The organism is Methylosinus sp. LW4, from assembly GCF_000379125.1.
Taxonomy (GTDB): Bacteria; Pseudomonadota; Alphaproteobacteria; order Rhizobiales; family Beijerinckiaceae; genus Methylosinus.
Map to the genome: position 1 here is coordinate 649,433 of NZ_KB900626.1, position 20,788 is coordinate 670,220.

The 20,788-nt window shown below is 63.0% G+C and carries 15 protein-coding genes, 4 pseudogenes and 1 other annotated feature; of the genes and pseudogenes, 6 read left to right on the top strand and 13 right to left on the bottom strand.

Annotation, left to right across the window (positions count from 1 at the left end; all coding sequences use genetic code 11):
- A partial coding sequence (locus tag METLW4_RS23825) for a transposase (RefSeq protein WP_018264791.1) occupies positions 1–295 on the bottom strand: 295 nt, incomplete at its 3' end.
- 10 nt (positions 296–305) lie between these two features.
- Positions 306–1,539, bottom strand: a pseudogene (locus METLW4_RS23830) (IS3 family transposase).
- Positions 1,133–1,249: a sequence feature (AL1L pseudoknot), on the bottom strand. Its footprint overlaps the pseudogene before it by 117 nt.
- 187 nt (positions 1,540–1,726) lie before the next feature.
- Between METLW4_RS23830 and METLW4_RS28490 the strand changes: the two are divergent.
- The 3 genes and pseudogenes from METLW4_RS28490 to METLW4_RS23835 form a co-directional block, all read left to right on the top strand.
- Positions 1,727–1,861: pseudogene (locus tag METLW4_RS28490) on the top strand (IS110 family transposase); the annotation flags it as partial.
- A 58-nt stretch (positions 1,862–1,919) separates the two neighbouring features.
- Positions 1,920–3,137, top strand: a complete 1,218-nt coding sequence (locus METLW4_RS0103380; RefSeq protein ID WP_026191213.1) for an IS256 family transposase — start codon at positions 1,920–1,922, stop codon at positions 3,135–3,137.
- A gap of 290 nt (positions 3,138–3,427) precedes the next feature.
- A pseudogene (locus tag METLW4_RS23835) lies at positions 3,428–3,820 on the top strand (transposase); the annotation flags it as partial.
- Between the two features lie 61 nt (positions 3,821–3,881).
- On the opposite strand, the pseudogene METLW4_RS23840 reads toward METLW4_RS23835, so the two are convergent.
- From METLW4_RS23840 to METLW4_RS0103405, 4 genes and pseudogenes are all read right to left on the bottom strand, one after another.
- Positions 3,882–4,242: pseudogene (locus tag METLW4_RS23840) on the bottom strand (GDP-mannose 4,6-dehydratase); the annotation flags it as partial.
- Between the two features lie 259 nt (positions 4,243–4,501).
- Positions 4,502–4,864 (bottom strand): hypothetical protein, encoded by a 363-nt coding sequence (locus METLW4_RS0103395; protein WP_157234844.1) that lies wholly within the window; start codon positions 4,862–4,864, stop codon positions 4,502–4,504.
- A gap of 171 nt (positions 4,865–5,035) precedes the next feature.
- Positions 5,036–5,755 carry a hypothetical protein gene (locus METLW4_RS0103400; RefSeq protein WP_018264799.1) on the bottom strand — a complete coding sequence of 240 codons (720 nt, stop codon included), beginning with the start codon at positions 5,753–5,755 and terminating at the stop codon, positions 5,036–5,038.
- Positions 5,752–6,216, bottom strand: a complete 465-nt coding sequence (locus METLW4_RS0103405) for a hypothetical protein (RefSeq protein ID WP_018264800.1) — start codon at positions 6,214–6,216, stop codon at positions 5,752–5,754. The genes METLW4_RS0103400 and METLW4_RS0103405 overlap by 4 nt, the downstream gene beginning before the upstream one ends.
- A gap of 213 nt (positions 6,217–6,429) precedes the next feature.
- Here METLW4_RS0103405 and METLW4_RS0103410 point away from each other — a divergent pair, with 213 nt between their 5' ends.
- Both METLW4_RS0103410 and METLW4_RS0103415 read left to right on the top strand, forming a co-directional pair.
- Positions 6,430–6,705 carry a hypothetical protein gene (locus METLW4_RS0103410; protein ID WP_018264801.1) on the top strand — a complete coding sequence of 92 codons (276 nt, stop codon included), beginning with the start codon at positions 6,430–6,432 and terminating at the stop codon, positions 6,703–6,705.
- A 383-nt stretch (positions 6,706–7,088) separates the two neighbouring features.
- On the top strand, positions 7,089–8,009 hold the full coding sequence (locus tag METLW4_RS0103415; protein ID WP_157234846.1) for a hypothetical protein: 921 nt from the start codon (positions 7,089–7,091) through the stop codon (positions 8,007–8,009).
- A gap of 218 nt (positions 8,010–8,227) precedes the next feature.
- Here METLW4_RS0103415 and METLW4_RS26260 read toward each other — a convergent pair whose 3' ends face one another.
- The 7 genes from METLW4_RS26260 to METLW4_RS27585 all read right to left on the bottom strand — a co-directional run bounded on the left by METLW4_RS26260 (position 8,228) and on the right by METLW4_RS27585 (position 18,225).
- Positions 8,228–9,220, bottom strand: a complete 993-nt coding sequence (locus METLW4_RS26260; protein ID WP_018264803.1) for a right-handed parallel beta-helix repeat-containing protein — start codon at positions 9,218–9,220, stop codon at positions 8,228–8,230.
- A 140-nt stretch (positions 9,221–9,360) separates the two neighbouring features.
- Positions 9,361–10,617, bottom strand: coding sequence for an IS110 family transposase (locus METLW4_RS26955; RefSeq protein WP_018264804.1), 1,257 nt, complete (start codon positions 10,615–10,617; stop codon positions 9,361–9,363).
- A 655-nt stretch (positions 10,618–11,272) separates the two neighbouring features.
- Entirely contained in the window at positions 11,273–12,493 is a 1,221-nt protein-coding gene (locus METLW4_RS0103435) for a PepSY-associated TM helix domain-containing protein (RefSeq protein WP_018264806.1), read from the bottom strand.
- A 94-nt stretch (positions 12,494–12,587) separates the two neighbouring features.
- Positions 12,588–15,104, bottom strand: a complete 2,517-nt coding sequence (locus tag METLW4_RS0103440; protein ID WP_018264807.1) for a TonB-dependent siderophore receptor — start codon at positions 15,102–15,104, stop codon at positions 12,588–12,590.
- A 177-nt stretch (positions 15,105–15,281) separates the two neighbouring features.
- Positions 15,282–16,238, bottom strand: a complete 957-nt coding sequence (locus tag METLW4_RS0103445; RefSeq protein ID WP_026191214.1) for a FecR family protein — start codon at positions 16,236–16,238, stop codon at positions 15,282–15,284.
- A gap of 142 nt (positions 16,239–16,380) precedes the next feature.
- A complete protein-coding gene (locus METLW4_RS0103450; RefSeq protein ID WP_018264809.1) occupies positions 16,381–16,878 on the bottom strand; it encodes an RNA polymerase sigma factor in 498 nt (165 codons plus the stop codon).
- An 849-nt stretch (positions 16,879–17,727) separates the two neighbouring features.
- Positions 17,728–18,225, bottom strand: coding sequence for a hypothetical protein (locus METLW4_RS27585; protein ID WP_157234848.1), 498 nt, complete (start codon positions 18,223–18,225; stop codon positions 17,728–17,730).
- Between the two features lie 86 nt (positions 18,226–18,311).
- Between METLW4_RS27585 and METLW4_RS0103465 the strand changes: the two genes are divergently transcribed.
- Positions 18,312–20,630 carry a TonB-dependent receptor gene (locus METLW4_RS0103465; RefSeq protein ID WP_018264812.1) on the top strand — a complete coding sequence of 773 codons (2,319 nt, stop codon included), beginning with the start codon at positions 18,312–18,314 and terminating at the stop codon, positions 20,628–20,630.
- Positions 20,631–20,788 lie beyond the last annotated feature (158 nt).

A 20,788-nucleotide genomic window follows, 5' to 3' on the forward strand; every position in this document is an offset into this window, starting at 1 on the left:
CGATCAACTGCGGATCGAAGGTCGCCTGCCGATCCCGAGGTATCTCCAGATCGATCTTGCCGGTGTCGGTCACCACCGACTTCCGACCGTAGCCGTTCCGGCTGTTCGCCGCCTCGCCGGTCGCAAGGTGGTGATCCATCTCGGCGTTGAGGGCGCGCTCGGCCAACGCCTTCTTCAGATCGTCGAGCAGGCCGTTCGGGTCGAAGGCCGTCTTGGGATCGGCGCCGGCCAGCAACTGGTCCAAAAGCGCGTCAGGGATGCGGGGCTGAACCGTGCCGGGATCGTCGAAGGCCATTTCGTCTGAGTCACGCCGCGATGGCGGGCTCCTCGAGTTGCGCATAGTAGCGCGCTTCGGCTTCTGCCGGCGGAATGTTTCCGATCGGCTCGAGCAGTCTGCGATTGTTGAACCAGTCGACCCATTCGAGCGTGGCGAACTCGACCGCCTCGAAGCTTCGCCAAGGCCCTCGTCGCCAGATCAGCTCGGCCTTGTAGAGCCCGTTGATCGTCTCGGCGAGCGCGTTGTCGTAGCTGTCGCCGACGCTGCCGACCGAAGGCTCGACGCCGGCCTCGGCGAGGCACTCTGTGTATTTTATAGAGACGTATTGAACGCCGCGGTCGCTATGATGGACGAGGCCGCCGCGAACCGGCCGACGATCATGCAGCGCCTGCTCGAGCGCGTCGAGCACGAAGCCCGCATGCGCTGTGCGCGAGGCGCGCCAGCCGACGATCCGCCGAGCGAAGGCGTCGATCACGAAAGCCACATAGACGAAGCCCTGCCAAGTCGAGACATAAGTGAAGTCGGACAGCCACAGCGTATTCGGCCGCGCCGCCCGAAATTGCCGGTTCACCTTGTCGAGCGGGCATGGAGCCTTGCGGTCGCTCACCGTCGTTTTGACCGGCCGGCCGCGCACGATTCCTTGCAACCCCATGCTCCGCATCAGCCGCGCCACCGTGCAGCGCGCGACCTTTTCGCCCTCGCGGCCCAACTGCTTCCATACCTTGCGCACGCCATAGACCTGGAAGTTCTCGTCGTAGACGCGCCGTATCTCCTTGCGAAGGGCGGCGTCCCGGCGTGCTCTGGCCGAGGCTTTCGCAGGGTCGCGCCGGCGCGCCGCATGCGCCCAATAGGTGGAAGGGCGATCGGCAAGAGCTTGCAGATCGGCTCGACCCCGTGCACTTCCCGCTGAGCGTCGATGAAGGCGATCATTGTTTCGAGCGGCGGTCGAGCTCCGCCGCCGCAAAATAAGCCGACGCCTTGCGCAGGATCTCATTGACCTGCCGCAGCTCGCGGTTCTCGCGCTCCAGCGCCTTGATCCGATCGCGCTCATCCGTCGTCGCGCCAGGGCGGGCGCCGGAGTCGCGTTCCGCCTGGCGGACCCAGTTCCGCAATGTCTCGCCCGTGCAGCCGATCTTCGCCGCGATCGAGGCGATCGCCGCCCATTGCGACGCATGATCGCCCCGGTGCTCCAGCACCATCCGAACCGCCCGTTCCCGAACCTCAGGTGAAAATCTGTTCGATGTCTTCTTCTTCGTATCCATGGCTCCATCCTCTTGTATCTCTCGATTGCCAACCGGCGTGAAGCCGGCGAGGATGAGGACGCAAGCCAGCCCGGACACCTCTGGGGTCGTTGAGCCCGTCCTTGAGCACGGCGCGGCTTGCGTCCGATTGTCCGAACGCCCGAACAGTCGCAAGGGCCGATCGAGCCCGCATTTGCAAGGATGGGTCATGGACGAGCCTCGCCCCGCGTGCTGCGTTGGTGTTGATGTGTCCAAAGATCGTCTCGACGTGCATTTGCTCCCGTCGCGCGAGGCCTTTGCCGTCGCGCGCGACGGCAAAGGCCTCGAAAATCTCGTTGAGCGCCGGGAGTGTCAGGAATTTCGTGTGTGGGCGGGCATGATGGAGAAGAAGGAGATCCTCCATGGCCCGACGCAAAGAGCCCCGCATCCCTGACGCGCTTTTGGACCAGTTGCTGGCCGGCGCCGATCCCAAGACGGCCTTCGACCCGAACGGCCTGCTCGACGATCTGAAGAAGGCGTTGGCCGAGCGCGCCCTCAACGCCGAGATGGATCACCACCTTGCGACCGGCGAGGCGGCGAACAGCCGGAACGGCTACGGTCGGAAGTCGGTGGTGACCGACACCGGCAAGATCGATCTGGAGATACCTCGGGATCGGCAGGCGACCTTCGATCCGCAGTTGATCGCCAAATACCAGAGGCGATTCCCCGGCTTCGACGACAAGATCATCTCGATGTATGCGCGCGGCATGAGCACGCGGGAGATCGTCGGCCATTTGCGCGAACTCTACGGCGTCGACGTCTCGCCCGATCTGATCAGCGCGGTGACCGACGCCGTTCTCGACGAGGTCGCCGCCTGGCAGGCGCGACCGCTGGAGACGACCTATCCGCTGGTCTTCTTCGACGCGATCCGGGTGAAGATCCGCGACGAGGGCCTGGTCCGCAACAAGGCGGTCCACGTCGCCCTCGGCGTGTGGGCCGACGGCGTCAAGGAGATCCTCGGGCTGTGGCTGGAGCAGAACGAGGGCGCCAAATTCTGGCTGCGGGTCATGAACGAACTGCGCAATCGCGGCGTCGAGGATATTCTGATCGCCGTCGTCGACGGTTTGAAGGGCTTTCCCGATGCGATCCAGGCGGTCTTTCCCGAGACGATGGTCCAGACCTGCATCGTCCACCTGCTACGGCTCAGCCTCGATTTCGTATCCTGGAAGGATCGCAAGGCCGTGGTCGCCGAGTTGAAGCCGATCTACCAGGCGCTCGACGCCGAGGCCGGCGTTGCAGCCCTCGGCGCCTTCGAAGCGAGCGAATGGGGGCGGAAATATCCGGCGATCGCCCAGAGTTGGCGCCGCGCCTGGGGCGAGGTCGTCCCGTTCTTCGCCTTCCCGAAGGAGGTTCGCCGGCTCATCTACACCACGAATGCCATCGAGGCGCTGAATTCGAAGCTGCGGCGCGCCGTCCGCGCCCGGGGACACTTCCCCACCGACGAGGCCGCGCTGAAGCTGCTGTTCCTGGTCTTGAACCGGACCGAGAATGAGTGGACGATGCCGGCACGTGAGTGGAGCCTGACCAAGGCGCAATTCGCCATCCTCTTCGGCGAGCGCTTCACAAGAGCGATGGTCTGACGATGTTCAACCCGCCCGCCCACACACGAAATTCCTGACACTCCCGCAGCAAGCCTATCGTATCGACGAGAATGTGCCGCTTCTTGCCCTTGATCTTTTTTCCTGCATCGTAGCTCGGCGACCTCGTCGCCAGGCGACGCCAAATTGTCGAAATGATCGGCATGGAGCAGAACCGCCGCAGCCGTGCGACCGACAAACACCTCGCCAAGCGTATCGGCCGCCATCTCTCCTTCTTCGAGAAAGAGTTGGCCGAAGTCGACGGCGACATCGACGCGGATGTGCGCGCCTCGCCAGTCTGGCGCGAGACCGAACAGCAGATCACCTCGGTGCCGGGCGTGGGGCCGGTCACGGCGAGAACTCTCATCGCTGAGTTGCCGGAACTCGGCCAACTGGATCGGCGTAAACTCGCCGCTCTCGTCGGCGTCGCGCCGTTCAATCGCGACTCTGGGACTTGGCGCGGCCACCGCATGATCAGCGGCGGGAGAACCAGCGTGCGCAATGTGCTCTACATGGCCGCGCTCGCCGCGATCCGATTCAATCCCGTCATCCGGGCTAATTATCAGCGACTTGTCGCCCGCGGCAGGCCGAAGAAGGTCGCCGTCATCGCCTGCCTCCGCCAGCTCCTCACAATCCTCAACGCCATCGTAAGGGACGCAACTCCGTGGGTCGTTCAAAACGCTTGACCGAGAACACAGTCGCTCATGGCGTCGCGCCACGCTTGGCGCCAAGATTTTATTATTGACTTTGCGGCCGTGCAGGATCGCCGAGAAGCACGTCCACTTCGGCGGGACGACAGAATGCCGGATCGATCATGACATATTCGTCCATCGCGAGCCCGACGTGATCGAAGGCGATTCTGCACATATCGCGCACGGTCGTTGTCACGCCCGTTGCGACGACATAGTCGTCCGCTTTCTCCTGCTGGAGCATCATCCACATCGCCCAGACATAGTCGCGCGCCTGTCCCCCGTCGCACTCGGCGTCGACATTGCCGCGGCGCAATTCGCCGGCCACCCGAGCTTTATTCGCGTGACGCCTTGCGCGTCACGAATTCGACGCCGCGCAAGGCGCTTTCATGGTCGAAGAGAATGCCCGAGCTACCATGGTGTAACTACATCGGAGGGCGTTGGAGTTGCGTTCGGAGCGATGAACAGAACCGCACGAATAAGCGTGAGCACGCCCTCAGCTTCGAGACCGCAAGACTCGTCTCTGCCGCCCCTGTCGCCCTGACGCGGCATGACCCGCACGCCGACGGCGGCCGCTGGCAGACAATCGGCTCGACGGCGCCTTGCTCGTGATGGCGCGAACCGCCGCGCGACAAACAGGCCGAGAGCCTGCAAGATATTGCGGTCACCCGAAAAGAGCTACTGGAGTTTTCGCTCCAGGTAGAGTGATGTGATCGGAATCCAAGCGACCGCAAAATCACCTTCGCCAGTCCATACGCGGATGAGCGCGTAATCACCCCGCGACCTCGCCATCTCGGTTACGGTATGTGCAGGATGCGCCACGCGCACGATTCTACCATTCGGAAAGGTCCATTCGACCACGGTGTCATCGACAAAATACGCGCGGTGTCCGGCTTCGTGATCAGAACCGGTGGCCCAGACAAAAGCGTAAGCGAAAAGAAAAGCGCCGCTAGCCCACAGCGCCACGCGCGGATGAAAGAAACGGAGCCAGGGGCGGTCCGCTCTTTCGTCCGGAAGCGCTTCTATTATCGACTGCTGCAAGAACTCTCTGTCCCTCGGAATCAAAGCCGGATCGTCGAAAAAGCGGAGCCTTTCCCTGTACGGAAGCTTCAATAGTCTGTTACGTCGGACCGCGCTTGCGAATCGTATCGCCGACTCCGATGCGACGAGTTCCCTCTCTGCCCACGCCAAGCGCTTTGCAACTGACATGACTCAACCGATGAGCCAGTTCGCGGGCGAGCAAATTGCCTGCATGGCGTCGAGCCGAAAGCGCGCGAGATCTCTTCGGATTCGAGACGCCCGCGCCATTCCGAATTTGCGCGACAATTTCCCGGGGTCGAGCTTTGCGACGGTGGCGAATCCTCCGTCGCGAGCGATCGCGACGGCTTCTTCGTCGAGGATCTGCTCCGGGAGTGTCGAAATCTCGGCTCCATCGGCGATGTTGCGCAACAACGACTCGTCGACTGCGCCGCGCATCTGATTTTGGACCACGAATCGAGCGCGCGCGAATGTCTTCGCGGAGGCGAGCAGGGACGGCGCTTCAGCGAGCGCCCCGGGTTCGGAGGTGACGACGATGACCACCCCCATTTCGACACCCGCAGACGCGAGGTCGTCAGAGAGATTTTGCAGGACGTGGAAAAACGAGTTCGACGTGTTGGCGCCGACATCTATGATCGTCGGAATTGTTGCGCTCGCAATCGCATCGATTACGGCGTCGTACTCACCGCGGGCCGCACGACCTCCGGTGCGCTCGATCGCGTCGCGGTCTGCCCGCATCGGAAAAAATGTCACTCGCGCGCCGAGCTCTCTGAGACGCGAGGACATGTCGATTTCTATGATTTTTGCTTCCGGAACGGCCTCCGCGCCCGCGCGGGTCAAAGTCGATTTTCCGACGCCGCCCTTGTCTTGGGCTATGATCAGATGTCGCGTCATTTGATGCCCTCGCTGATGAACTGCTCCATATCCGCCAGACGAGACCGCCGGATGAAATCTTCCAGCTCTCGAATCTCAGGCGGCGACTTGTCGACTCGGTGGTCGAGCTCAGGGGACAACTTCAGTCGTCCTTTTTTGACATCGGGCGCACGGTCCCGCGGTGCGACATCGAGAGGGGTCGACGATGCGCCGCGCCGCTCCTGCTTCCGGATTTGGGAATAGATCGCAGTCAGGCGAGACGTTGTGACCGGCAGTCGATCACGGCCCTGTGTGTACCCCTGGTTCGCGAATGCGGCCGCGATGCAAGACCATCGCACCTTATCTCCGCTTCGGAGGTTTTCGATTATAGGGAGGGCCGCGCGGATCGCAGCTGTCAGGCCGGTCCCGTTAGACGCGCATTTCTTATCCGCTTCTTCACGACGCAGCGCGTACTCGGCGAGTGCTATCGGATTCAGTGGCATGGCCTATTCACCCTTACGACGATGTCGACTTGCGATGTGAGCATCAATCCGCGGTGACGTCGACCAGATTGCAACACCGCAGTTCTGTACCCGAGCAGTCGCTCCGAGTGAGCTCGCCTTCTCATGGCGATCCGCATATCGACGATGCTCGTCTATTAACGATGGGCGAGGTCGTGCGCGTTTTCAACTGCATTTCTGTAGAACAAATGAGAGTTGGAAGATTCCTACCAGGAGCTGTCGAGGGCCATTGCGATTGCCATTTGGTTGCCGTACGATGCCATCGAGTTTGCCATCGAGTTTGCCATCGAGTTTGCCATCGAGTTTGCCATCGACACCGTACTTTGGCATTCAGCGCGCGGTCGGCGTGATATTTCTGTGGCGTTTGCATGGAACTGGAGGGCGGCGCTGCTGCCGTCGGCCGATCGGATCGCCTACGGCGTCGCCGAACAATGTCGGAATGCGCCGACGACATTGGTGATCGAGTGGTAGCGCTCGATTTCGCAGACATGATCCCGTGCGCGCATCTTCACGATCGCTAGGCTTTCATAAGGCTGGTCGAGAAGTACGACCATACCATGCGGCTCAATGTGGCTTCCTACAACTTTTTTGGCATTCATTCGAACCAGTGGCTGACGTGATCCCCAATCGTGGTCCGGCATGCCCTCGCGCGCTCACGAGTCTACGTAGGCCGGAACGCGCTATCGTGGGCGGATAGCCGCAATCGTCCGATCATACGTCCGGCGGATGGCGCTCGATGCAGGAGAGATATCCTAGTCGGTCAGTAGCATGTCGGTGACCGCAGATGATGATTTCCGCATTTGATTCTTTCTTTGCCCAGCTGGATGCTCTCGGCGGAACAGAGGAGCATCGCAATGAGCGCACAATTCATCCACCTCGATAACTTTGGGAGATCGCCCCGGGCCAATGCGCCCAAATGGGCGACTATAAGCGGCGTCCTGTCGGAGGCCGGTCGAGTGGCGGGCGCGGTAGGGCACATCGCGACGCCCGTGCCTCCGGCGATTCTGTATGGCGTCGCACCGGAAGCCCTCCTCGATGAAGCCGAAGGGCTCGCTCACACCGCGGTCGACGCGAAGGGTCGGAAGCTTCGATGCGACGGCGCGGTCCTCATCGCCGGCGTCGCCAGCTATCCGGCGACCGTCGAGGAATTGCACGTCGATCCTGTCGAGAAAGACGCCTATTATCTGTGGCGGTCCGAGACGATAAAGTGGCTGAAATCGATATTCGGCGCATCGCTCCGTTCCGTCGTCGAACACGAGGACGAACCGCGAGCTCATCTCCACTTTTTTATTTTGCCTTCGCTCACACAAAACAACACTTTGAACTGGTCTGGCGCCCATCCGGGTCTCGCCGCCAAGCGGAGCGCTGCGCAGGCAAAACAGGACAAGAAATCGCAGGATCGAGCTTATCGCGGGGCAATGCGTGCATTCCAGGACGCGTATTACAATGCCGTCAGCGACTTTTTCCATCATCAGCGTTTTGGTCCTCGGCGCGCGCGGGTGTCACGTATGGAGCGGAAGGCGCAGATTGAGCTGGAGGCAGAGCGCGCGGCAATGCTGCACGAAGTTCGGACGGCCGAACACGAGGCTTTGCTGAACGCGGAATACCAAGGGCGTGAGAGAGTCCGTGAGGAGATGAGTGCGACGCAGAATGCTCTCGATCAGGCGCGCCGCGACGTTGAACACGAGCGCGCGCGCGCCGAGCGAGCCGAGGAGGAGATCGAGCGGCTGCGCGCGATGTTCGCCGAGATGGTAGGCTCCGATCTTTCGATGTGACCACCGTCAGTCCCGAGTCCTGTAGAGGCATGCTTGGTGCCGTCAGGAGAGTGTCCGGCCATTCCGCCACTTCCTTCCGCTCGAGCTTTCGAGCTTATACCGGCCGAGCGATCGGGCTTCGGCTGCTTGCGTATCATGGAGCGCGAGCGGCGAAGGGACACAGCAGGTTCGGCGTCGATGCCGAGCTCGAGCAGACGGAAGAGACCTTCTTTCGCGCCTCAATCGGCGGCCGACAAATACGTCAAGGAGTGCCCGTTCGAGTCGCTGCCGCTCGTATTTCCGCGAATGATGTTGTTTCGATAGCTGTAAATGGTCGCGAAATTGCCGAATGCGGTTTGATTGCCCGAAATGGTTGCGTTCGAAAGATAGATTGCGGCGGAACCGCCCGCGTATAGTCCTTCCAAATTATTGCTCACGACAGTCCTGTTCGCGACGACGGTCCCGCCGTTGGCGGTAATTCCATACGTCCCGCTGGTGAAGCTGCTGTCGTCGATCGTGACTGTGACGGCTCCCGTCGTGTAGTGGTTGGAGACATATAGATCGTAGAATGAGGCGCTGATGTCGACATTCTTCAGATGGGCGACGACCGAGCCGGCTCCTTTGCTGGCGCCGTAGCTGGCCGGCGTGGATGGCCCCTGGGGAGACAAGAGCAGCCCCCATTGCCTATTGTTGGAAATCGTCGAGTTGTAGACATTGACCTGCGTCGTTCCCGACGCCGGGATCACCTGCACGCCGGCTCCTGTCGATAGCGCGGTCGCGGCGAACCCCTTTATCGTGCAATTCGCGATGGTGAGGCTGGCGCCGGAGGTCAGCTTGATCCCATTCGCTCCAGAGCCGCCGCCGTCGACGACGAGCCCTTTGAGAAAGACAGCGTCATTCTGCCCTGCCTGAATGTCGATGGCGTCGCCGGAGGCCGCGTAGATCGCGGCGTCGCCGGCGCTGTCGTTAATGATCGAGAGGGCGTGCGTGATGGTGATCGGTCCGTAGCTGCCTGCGTCGTGGACATAAATGGAGCCGCCGGGCGCGACGATATTGTCATGGACGAATTGGAACGTGCGGCAAGGGCTCGTGGCCGCGCCGCAGCCGCCGGAGTTGTTTCCGAGCGATCCGACAAAGGCGAAAGGCTGCGAGCCGGCCGCGAGTGCGGCGCTGGAAGCCAGAGGAATGCATGAGAGAGCGAGGGTGAAGGCGAGCGCCGATATTTTCGTCATGGTCGTTGTCCCAGCCGAGAAGTCCGTGTCGGGCGCCGCTCGATCGGCGCGGCTTTTTGGATAGCCCGGTCCGCGGCTTCGGAATGTGGCGTTGCTCACAAGAGAGACGGGGGGGACTCCCCACCGTTTGTAAAGCCCGATCATGGGCGGGGATTGGCGATTTTCTCGGGGAGACTTGGATTGAAGAGAGTCCGGGTCTGGAGCATGGCGCAGGCGACGGCGAGCAGGCGGTCGGCGACCGAGCGAAGGGCTCGTCCGTGACCATGGCCTCTGGCGCGCAGGGCGGCGTATTTGGCCCGGCTTCGTGGGTCGTGTTGCACGGCTGTGCGCGCCCAGTGATAGACGGCGTTGCGCAGTCGAACGTGCGCGGCTTGGCGCATCAGCACGATCTTGCTCTTCCCCGATCGTTTCGTGATCGGCGCGACGCCCGACAGGCAGCGCAGCGCATGGTAGTCTCGGCGTTGCAGAGCGTGCTGAGCTTCTGTGAGCAGCGTGGCGAGGACGATCCTTCCGACGCCGGGCAAGGATCGTAGGATCGTCACGTCGCGCGGCTCTTGTGTCTGCCCCTCGGCTGTGTCCTCGCCGCCGGCGAGCTTTTCGGTCAGGCGATCGAGGCGCTTGTCGGCCTCGCGGATCTGGCGATTGACGAGCGCGAGGCGCTGGGCGGCTCCTTCGATATGCCCGGTCACGGCGCTGACCGTGCCGGCCGCGACGGAGATGGCGGGCGCCCTCAGCCGCTCCAACGCCGCGGCGGCGGTAAGGCGACGGATACGGTGACGTTTGAGCAGACGCTCGACCGTCGCCTCGCGCACGCGCCTGGCCTTGTCGGGCGTCGGAACGAGACGCCACAGCTCGAGAACCCAATCGGCGGCGACGTCGTCGCAGAGTTCGAGAAGCTGCGGATAATAACGCCAGAGCAGCTCGCGGACTTGATTGGACAGACGGGTGCGTTCGACACGCAGCTCGTCGGCGATGCGCGACCATTCCCGCAGCTCGACGACCGTTGGATCGAGCGGCGCCAACAACCGGAAGCAGCGCCGATCGGTGCGCAACGCATCGGCGAGCGCCTCGGCGTCACGGCTGTCGTCCTTGGCGCCGGCGGGCGAGAAGCGGTCGCGGAAGCGATCGAGCTGCTTGGGATTGATGGCGTGAACGCGGAAGCCTCGCTCCATCAAGCTTTCCACGACGGGGCCATGCGGAACCTCGATGGCGATCATCACGGCCTCGGGCGGCGCGCCGGTGGACTCGAGAATCCAGTCGGCCATCTCCTTCAACCCTTCGCCGCCATGCTCGAAGGCGCGCTCGCCGATTTTGGCGCCTCTGGCGTCCGACAGGCGCACGTGGTGCGTTTGCGAAGCCCAGTCCACGCCGACGAACCAGTTATTCTCATCCTCCATGTCGAAGCCCCCCGTTGCCACGGAGCCGCCGCGATGTCAGCCGTTCCCTGTACTGGCGCTCGAAGGCGCGGACTCCCCACGGGGCATCCATCGCGGCCGCCCGCCGGGGCACAGGTCCCCCCCAGGTGTTCAGGACACAGGGGGCGATTGGTCGCTCCCGGCGGGTCGGCTCGATCCAGGAGAGTAGCTCGAACTCGGTCTTTCGGGCGCGCGCGGTCGGAAGCGCTTTGCTGCGCTACGCTCCGCGTCGCGCTCCCGACCGCGCGCTATTCGTCATGAACCTTGGAAACGGTACAGGGGGGCGGGCAAATCACCAGGACGGCGCCGCAGTCATCGTCACTCGGGTCGAGGCTTCGATGCGCTCGGCGACGTCGGTCTCCGCTGGCCTTACGGGCGGCGGCGGCCTGGTCTCGGCGCCGGAGCTCGTCCTTGTGGGAGGTTATTCGCCACGCTTGATCTCTGGCCGTGGCTCTCATGACAAGTTTCGCTTTCCGGCCGTCGGGGTTCGCTATGCCGAGTCGGCGACGCAGGTCTGCGCGCGGTGGCGGCGATAGTCGGCGATTTCGCGCGATCGGATGTCGTCGGTCGAAGGCGAACTCGGCGACCTTGTCGAATGCGCCTCGGCGCCTCGAGGCCGCCATTTCGATGGCCGTGGCTATTTAACGATCATCGGCTGCGGAGGCGCCCCCGCGGCGACGCGCGCCTTGCGAGAGAGTCGGGCCGATCGTTTCTTCCACCAAATGACGACGCCGGTGCCTGACAGCATCGCGACGACGAGGCCGATGACGCAGACGAAAATCTGATAGGGCGTCCCGAACACGTGCGCCATGTGGAGCGCGTAGAGCCATGTCTCCACCGTGTTGCCGACGCGCTGGCCGGTCGGCGTCAGGAGCGTGATCGGCGCGCCGGTCGCGCCGTCGAACATGACTGTGGCGCCGCCCGGGCGAGGTCGATCTTCCAGGTCGCGACTGCTTCGGACCTCGTAGGCATAGGCGCCGAAGCGAGCATGATAGGCGAGCACGAGCGGCTCGCGCGTCTCGAAGCCATGGGCGGCGGCTTGCTCCGACATCAGCGCTTCGCCGCGCGCCTGCGCCGCGCGCCAGCCGAGGCGCGGAGGCTCGTCCTGTCCTTTTGGCAATATCGCGACCACGTCCCGGAAGGATCGATAGTCGAAGACCCTCCTGGTGACCCATTCATAGACTGGGCGCATGTCCATCATCACGCTCGACCAGGCAAAGACGAACAGCATCGGCCAGAGCCATAGTCCGCTCGCCCGATGGAGATCGAAATTCACTCGAAAGGCGCCGCTTCGCCATTTGACGAGCCAGGACGGCTTCCATCGGCTCCAGAATTTCGCGCGCGAGACCGGCAGGGTGAGATAGAAGCCGATGAAGCAGTCGATCGTCCAGAAGACTGCGAGAATGCCGAGAAGCCAGAAGCCTACATTCCCCATCGCCAGCCGCCAATGCAGGTCGTAGATGAAGGGCATTAGATTGATCGCGCCTTGCGACAGATCGCCTGCGGTCCTGCGGCCGAGCTCCGCGCCTGTCCAGGGATCGAGAAAGAGCTCGTCGAAGCCGAGCTGCTGGGCCGCCTCGTCGCGCGGACTCATGCGCACGAGGATCTGATCCGGCGCCGTGACAGACACCTCCTCCACGCGACCCCGCGGGACGAGTGTTTCGGCGCGCTCGGCGAGAGTGGCGAGATCGAAGAGCGGGCCGCTGGCGCGGGCCTGCGCGAAGAGCTGCGGGCTGATCAGGCGCTCCAGCTCGCTGTTGAAGGCGAGCAGGCTTCCGGTGAGGCCGACAATGACCAGGAAGCCTGCCATGGCGAGGCCGATCCAACGATGCAACCACACGAAGAATGCGCGCGTCATGGGCGGCTCGTCCCTTTTTAAAATTGCCATCGGGAGATCGTCGGGCGAAGGGCGGCGCAATCCGACGACCTTCGTGTCCTTCGATCGTGGACCGTCAGAATTCCACTTTCACCGATCCTCTGAAATGACGTGGCGAGCCGGGGATGAAATTGCCGGTCCAGCCGGAGGAGATGTAATAGGTCTGATCCAGGAGATTGCCGACGTTGAGCTGGAATGTGATCTTTTTCTTGTCGTAGTCGAAGCTGTAGCGCGACATGAGATCGACGACCGTGTACCCCGGCAATGTGAAGCTGTTGGCCTCGTCGATCTCCACGGGACCGCGCGTCACGAAGCCCGCGCCGAACGCGAAGCCTCGAACCAGCTCGAATTGCGGTTCATAGACCGCCCAGAGGCTACCGGCGTTGCGCGGCACGCCCCACCAGCGATTGCCGACCCTTCCGTTCCGCGTGTCGGAGATAATTCGTGAATCGATGTTCGCATAGCTGCCGATGATCTTGAGTTCCGGCAGCAGTTGACCCTGGACGTCGAACTCGACGCCCGTGTTCTCCACAGCGCCGGTGGTTCGCGCTATTCCGATCGCTCCTCCGACGCCGCCCACTGGCGAGCGAACATTGGTCTTCACGATGTCGAACCAGGCGGCTGTCGCCGTCAATCGGCCGTCGAGCAGTTCGACCTTGGCGCCGGCCTCCCATTGCCTCGCTTCCTCGGGCGGCAGCGGACTGCCGTCGACGCTGGCTCCGTTCCCGACTCCAAAGCCCTCCACGTAATTTCCATAGAAGCTGAGTTCGGGGAGCGGGCGCCAGAGCAGCGCGACGCGCGGCTTCACGGCGTCGGCGGCGAACGTCTTGGAGCTCGCCGATGGATCCGGGAACAAGGTCGTGAAATTTTGATTGTTGCGGGCGGAATCGTATCGGAAGCCGGCGAGCAGATAGAAGTTGTACGGCAGCTCGATCTGGTCCTGAAGATAGACGCCGTACCAGCTTTCCTTGTAGGTGTCGTGCCCCTTGGAATCTGGATAAGTGGCGAATTGCATCAGGCTCGAAGGATAGGCGGAACTGAACAGGTCGGTCGCAGGAACGAGCCCCGAGTTGAACGGATAGGCATAGTCGTCATTGGTTCGATAGCCGTCCACGCCTGTCAGCAGGGTGTGGGCGAGGCCATAAGTATCGAATTGCCCCGTGAGCTCGAGACTGCCGAAATAGCTCTGCTCTCTCCCGGTCAGCAATCCCGCGTCGCGGAAGACCGGACAGGCTCCCGGTGCGCAACCCGCGGCCGTTGGAGGATAGACGTCGATCCAGGATTCGGGAATGTCTCTGAGGCTGATGTCGAGACGCTGCGTGATCTTCCAGTCCTTGTCGAACGCATGCGTGAAATTATATCCGACACGGAAGTCGGATTTGCTTCTCATCGCAGAGTCGACCGATCCGTAGTTGCGCGATCTCGGGACCGCGGCGACGACGTTCCAGGACTTGGGAACGCTCGGATCGTAGAGGGCGGGAATGCCGGTGTCGATCGCATCACGCCCATTGTAGAACTGAAGATAGAAAGTGCCCGAGGTGTCTTCCGTCGGCTGCCAGAAAATCTTCGGCGCGACATAGATATGATAATCGTGCAGGCCGTCTCGGAACGAGTTTTCGTTCTGGTAGGCGACATCGAGGCGATAGAGCAGACTTTTGTCCGGTGTCACGGGGCCGGTCGCGCTCAGCAGCGTGCGATATTGGCCATAGGAGCCGAACAATTGCTGCACCTCGTAATGAGGTTCGGCTTCGGGCCGCTTGGTCGTGACTTCGACGAGGCCGCCCGGCTGTATGCGCCCGTAGAGGATGGATGCAGGGCCTTTGACGACCTCGACCTGCTGCACGTCGACCGTGTCGCGCGGCGGCAGCGCCATGAAGGGATTGACCCTCACGCCGTCCTGATAATAGGCGTAGTCGAGAAACCCTCGAATGTTCCACCCACCTTGAAGCCCAACATAAGGAACCGTGTAGACATTGCTGACGTTTCTGACCGCCTCGTCGATCACCACCGCCTGCTGGTCGGAGATGACCTGACGCGGCACCGCCTGGATGCTAACCGGCGTGTTCATGATGGGCGTGTCGGTCTTTGTCGCGGAGGTCGCGTTCCAGACTTTGTATGCTTCTCTATCCTGCGGCGCGCCGCGCTGCCCGCCGCCGGGCCGGCCCTGAGCATTACGCGCGCCGCTCTCCGCCCCGATTTCGATTGTCGGGAGCGCCTCCGCCCCGGCGTCGCTGCGCACGCCATTGTCCGCCTGCGCCAGCACAATGGACACGCCGCCGTCCACATCGGCGAAACGATAGGTGTAGCCCGTGCCGCTGAGCAGGCGGTCGAGCCCTTCGCGCAGGGAATGGCTGCCGACGAGGCCCGGCGACCGCAGATGGCGCGTCGTGCGGGCGTCATAGAGCAGATGCAGATGATTCTTCTCCGCGAAGGCCGTGAGCGCTCCGGCCATGGAGCCGGCGGGAATCGCATAGGTCGCGATCGTGTCCGAGACAATGTTCTGCGGCGGGAGCGCCGCCTCGGCCGGAGTGGACGTCGCCCCCGATCCGAGCGCGAAGGCGCTCATCGCCGTCGCCGCCAGAATCGATCCCATGTTGCCGCCCTCACGATACGCCTTCGACCGCGCCGCGCCTCGTCCCATCGCCTGCTCCTCCGCCTTTTGTCGTTCGGGAGCGCGAGCGCTCCTAAAAGACTCCACGGGGAGGTCGGAAATTCGGAACCTCGATTTGCGAGAAAGTTCTAAAAAAAGGCGAGGCCGCGTCGACCCCGCTCATTGGTAGAGGACGATCAGATAATCGGTGAGGCGAACCGCGCGCAGGTCGAGAAATGTTTCGATCTCGCGCAGCGCCCGCGAAGGGTCGTCGGCGGAGAGGACGGCCGTCACCGGCCGTGCGCAGACCGCCGCAGACAGGCAATAGACGAATCCGCGGCGATACCGGCCGAGCGCCGCCAGGACCTCGCCGAGGGGCCGGTCCTCGAATATCAGGCTGCCCCACCGCCATGCCGCGAGGCTATGGGGCGCGACGGATGGAGCCTCGGGCGGCGACTGCGCGTCGAAGATCGTCTGCCGGCCCTCCGGGACCACGACGCTGCCGCCGGCGCTCGCGACGCGGACCGAATGCTCGCCGACGGCGACGCGAACGCCGCCGCCGACGTCCACCTCGAAGGCCGTGCCGAGCGCGGTGACGGTCCCACCCCCGGCCTCGACCACGAAAGGCCGCGACGCGTCCTTCGCCACAGCGAACCAGGCTTCCCCGCGCAGCAGCGCCACGCGTCGCCGATCGGCGTCGAAGCGAACCGCGATCGCCGAGCGCGCGTCGAGCGTGACGTCGGAGCCATCGTCGAGCGTCACGGTCTTGAGCTCGCCTTTTCCTGTCGAAAAATCCGATTGCAGCGAGAGCAGCGCGGGATCGACCGCGAGATACAGGGCGAGGCCGGCGGCGGCCGCGAGCGCGGCGATGGCCGCGCGACGTCCGCGATGCGCCGCCGCCTCGGGACGGACCGACTGGGGACGGTCTGCTCGGCTTCGACCGCCCCGAACGCGTTTCACGCGCGCGTAGGTCCGCTCGATATCGGCGTAGGCCGCCGCATTCGCAGGATCGGCGGCGAGCCAAGCGTCGAATTCGGCGCGCTCCTCGCGCGAGAAGCCGGCCCTCGAGCTCACCCACCATTCGATGGCCGCCTCCCGCGCGGTCGCCGCGGGCGAGGGGGCGCTGTCTTCTGTCATGGAGACGCCCATTGGACCTGCCCGGTCTCGCGCCAGATTGTTCCGGCGACGGGCCGACGCGTTCCGGTCCGATATATCCTACGACGACGCCGGGCCGAAAACGGAACCTCTCGGGCGAAAAGATTCATCCTCTTCTTCACCGTCAATCGAGCGCCGCGCGGCAGACGCGCATCGCATGGGCGAGATGTTTTCGCACCATTCGGTCGGAGACGCCCAGCCGTGCAGCGATCTGGCCGACAGTCATATTCTCCATGCTGAGCTCGAACACCTCCCGGCACCGTGGCGGAAGCAAGTCGACGGCAGAGTCGAGCAGACGGGATTGTCGCTCATATTCCAGGCGGTCCTCGGGCGCCGTCTCCTCCGATGGGGCGTCGTCCAGAAGCTCCCTCGGGCGAAGATGGACGATTTCCGTCCTGCGCTTGCGCATGAAGTCGCGGACGAGGTTGAGCGCGATCTTCTGCAAAAGCGCGGGCGGATCGGCGATGGCTTCGATCTGGTCGCGCCGCAGGACGCGAATGAAGGCGTCATGCAGCAGGTCGGGAGCGGCCTCGCGTCCGACCTTGCGCGTGAAGTAGCGTAGCATTGCGCGATGATTGCGCTCGAAAAGATCGCGAATGAGCGACTTCTTGTCGTCGAACATCGGTGGCTCCGGTCGGAGCGGAGGAAATTCGAATCCACGCGGCCGCCCGACTCGGGCAGAGCGTTCATGCGCGGACGACGGATGATGGGACGGCGATTATGAAAGGCCCGGAGGCGCGCGCTGCGACCACGAGCTGATCCAGCCGAGCGGCGGCGTCGTGTCCGCGCCTGGGAACATGTCGACGCGTTTGATGTCGCGGCGAGGCGAGAACTCGAAGTGCTCGTGCAGAAGCGTTAAATGCCCTACCGAGCCGTCGATTTGAAAGCCCCGACAGGGAATGCAACATGAGCAAGTAGGGTGTGGTCCGTGCGAATGCCGGTGGTCGTCGGCTTCGCCCGCACAATGCTCGAGACCTCCAGCGGAGACGGCGACGGCGCGGGATGATGCGGCGGCCGTCGCCATTCCTTGGAGGACTAAGGCGCACGCCAAGAGGCCCGCGATCAATAGGCGGGCGATCCCCTTCGGCCAGAGCGCGAACGTGTCCATTTCTCACACCGAACGCCCGGATGCGATGCGGAGTCAAGATTGAGAAATCGTCGGCTCGGCGAAAGCCCTTTCTCTGTGGCGGAATTACAACATGGCGCGATCGCCGACTCATTTTTCAGTCATTCTCTCCGACAAAGGCGAAAGCAGTTGCGTCTTCCGCTGGCGGATATGCCTTTGCCGAGAGACGATGGATAGACGCGCGGCTCCAGCAATACGTCCGATCGTGAGCCGCTGGTCGTCGGCGCGACGCTCGCTTTCGCCGCGCCGCTCGGTGTCGCGTCACGCCTTGCGGCCGATGCCGAGCAGGCGCGAGACCTTACAAAGCGGACGTCGCGCATCTGGCGTTCTGCGAGAGCCCCGAGATCAAAAAGCCGCTTGTAAATGAATTATGGCTAAAGCATGTTGCGCGAGCGTGGCCATATCCGCATGCGGCGGCGGTGGACGCGACGTGGGGGCCTCGGCGTGCTTGTTGGTCTGACCAGATTCTTGGTCGGCTTCGTCCTGCTGGTGCAGGCGATCACGCTCGTTCCCGCCGAACGCGCTTTCGTGGAAATGGTCGGCTCGCTTTCCTGCTCGCGCGCGGAAGCGATCGATCCCGCTGTCGACGCGAGCGGACGAACCGATACGGACCGCTCGCAGAGCCACGCGCACGAGCGTTGCCTCCAGTGCGATGGCGTCGCCTTCGGGCCGCCGCCCTTCGCCCTCTCGCGGGTCGCCCCTGCGCGTCACGCTTCGCCAGCGAAGAATTTGGTGCGCGCGCGCGCTGCGCCACCCGGTCGGCCGCTCGCTGATCCCAATGTTTTCGCCCGCGCCGGGCCCAGCTTTTCCTGACCTCCCGATCTCATGCGGCGCGGCGGACATTCGCGCCCGCAACATTCGCATTCTCGCGTCGCGAGGCCTAACGGCCGCGCAACGACCTCACGCATCTTTTTTTCGAGAGACACCTCATGAACCGCAACGATCTGCTGCGCGGCGCGGGAGCGCTCGCGCTGCTTCTGGCCGCATCGCCGATGCGAGCGCAGGAAGAACTGCCCGACATCGATATCTCCAGCGCCACTCGTACTTCCGTGAAGCTCCAGGAGGCGCCCGCCGCCGTCGATGTCGCCGTCTCCGACGACGATAAGGAAAAAGGCAAAGGCACTCTGCTTACCATCGAGCAGCATAATTCGCGGCGCCTCGCGGATGCGCTCACCGAGTCGCCGAGCCTCTTCTTCCGCGGCAGCGCCTTCGGCAATACGACTCCGGGCAGCGGCCAGGGCGGCTTCTCCATGCGCGGCATCGCCGGCAATCGCTCGCGCATCATGATCGACGGCCAGACTCTGAACTCCGGCTATTCGAACGGCGTCAACTGGTCATCGGTCATGATGAGCGACGTCGAGCGCATCGAGGTCGTTCCGGGCGCCTTTTCGGCGCTTTGGGGCGGCGACGCCATGGGCGGGGTCGTCAATGTCATTTCCAAGCGGCCGACCAAGCGCGAGCTCACCGGCGAGGCCGGCGTGACGGCGGGATCGCCCGTCGCCTATTTCGCCAATGTCGGCTATCGTGATCGCTTCGACAATGGGCTCGGGATCGCGGTTGCGCTGGGCCATATCGGCAATCACAGCTTCATCGGCGACTTTGTGACGAAGACCGCAGCGGCCGGCGCCGCGGGGACGCCCGTCGTCGGCGCGATTCCGACGACGGACCAGAATGGCAATCCCTCGATCATCATCGGCGACAAGGGCCGCCGTCCCTGGGATCAGCAGAACGGCAATCTGCGTCTCTATTACGATTATTCCGCCGACACCAAGCTCTCGGCCGGCGTGAGCTACGACCGCTATCACACCTATTACACGCACAATAACGACTATATCGCGGGCCGTGGCGGCTCCTTCCTGAGCGGAGCGGCGAATAATACGGGCGTGCAATTCTCCGTCGCGCCGACCGACTTCGTGACCTTGCAGCCGTCCGAGGAAACGAGCCTGCGCGGCTTTGGACGTTTCGAGACGAAGATCGCCGATGGGCTCACGCTCGAAGGAGATGTGGGCTATGCGACGCTGACGAATTGGTATGTGAATTTCATCAGCGGCAAGTCCTATTACGACGGCGGCGTCGGTCAGATATCGACCTCGCCCAATACGCGCTTCAACTCGAGCATGCAGCTCCACGCGCAGCTTCTCGAATACAACGACATCATATTGGGCGGCTCCTTCGAGGAGAGCACGCTCGCCCGGCACAATGACGACACATGGTTCTGGCGCAATCCCGATTCGCGCGTCGCCACCAGCTATTCCGCCAATGGCGATTCGACGATGACCTCTGTCTATTTCCAGGACAAGGTCTCGCCGCTGAAGGACTTCCAGCTCCCTTATGTGCGGGCCTTCGATCTTTATTTCGGCGGGCGCTATGACATGTGGGAGGCGCATGGCGCCAATTTCCAGTCGCCCACGCCCTACCAGCCGACGCTGCTCGGCTTCTATCGCAGCAATTCGTTGCGTCAGGAGAATAGCTTCAGCCCGAAGTTTTCGGCCGTCTATGAGCCGTTCGAATGGGTGACATTGCACGGCTCGGTCGGCACGGCCTTTCATCCGCCGACGCTCAGCCAGCTCTATTCGACCGCCTTCACGACCAAGACCGGTCCTGTCGGCGTGCGCACCACGGAGGCGGATCCCAATCTGAAGTCCGAAAAATTGTTCGGCTGGGAGATCGGCGCCAATTTCCGTCTGCCGACGCGCACGAAGATTCAGGCGACCTATTTCGAGAATGATCTGCGCGATCTCATCTACCAGCAGGTCATCATTCAAGGAACGGCGAACGACCTCAATCGCAACGTCAATGTCGGCCGCGCCTATGTGCATGGCATAGAGGCGACGGTGCGTCAGGAGGTCACCGAAGAGCTCGCGCTGTTCGGCGTGGTGACGCGGCAGGATCCGCGCGTGACCAAGAACGACTCCCAGATCGCCATGGTCGGCAAGGTGCTGGGCGACGTGCCCAGCACCAGCTTCGTGTTCGGCGGCGAATGGAAATGGCGCGAATGGGCCGCGTCGGCGGAGGTCAAATACACGGGCAAGATTTTCGGCAATAGCGACACGCTGAACCAAGGCGTGGCCAATGGGGTATTCGGAACCTACGACCCCTATACGTTGGTGAATGCGAAGATCAGCTACAAATTCGACGAGAACGTCACTTTCTCCGTCGCAGGAAACAATCTGCTGAATCAGCGCTACTTTCAATATTATCTGCAACCGGGCCTGACGATCACATCGTCGCTTTCGGTCCGATATTGACGACGCGGACGGCGCGTCGGCCTACGGCGCGCCGTTCGATCGACGATCGAACGCGCTCCCAGCCCGCTCGAAAAACAATGGTCCGACTTCATCGACGCTCATCGGGATCCCCGGCGCGCCGTGCAGCGTCACGGGGCGCAATAAAAGTTCTAAATCGA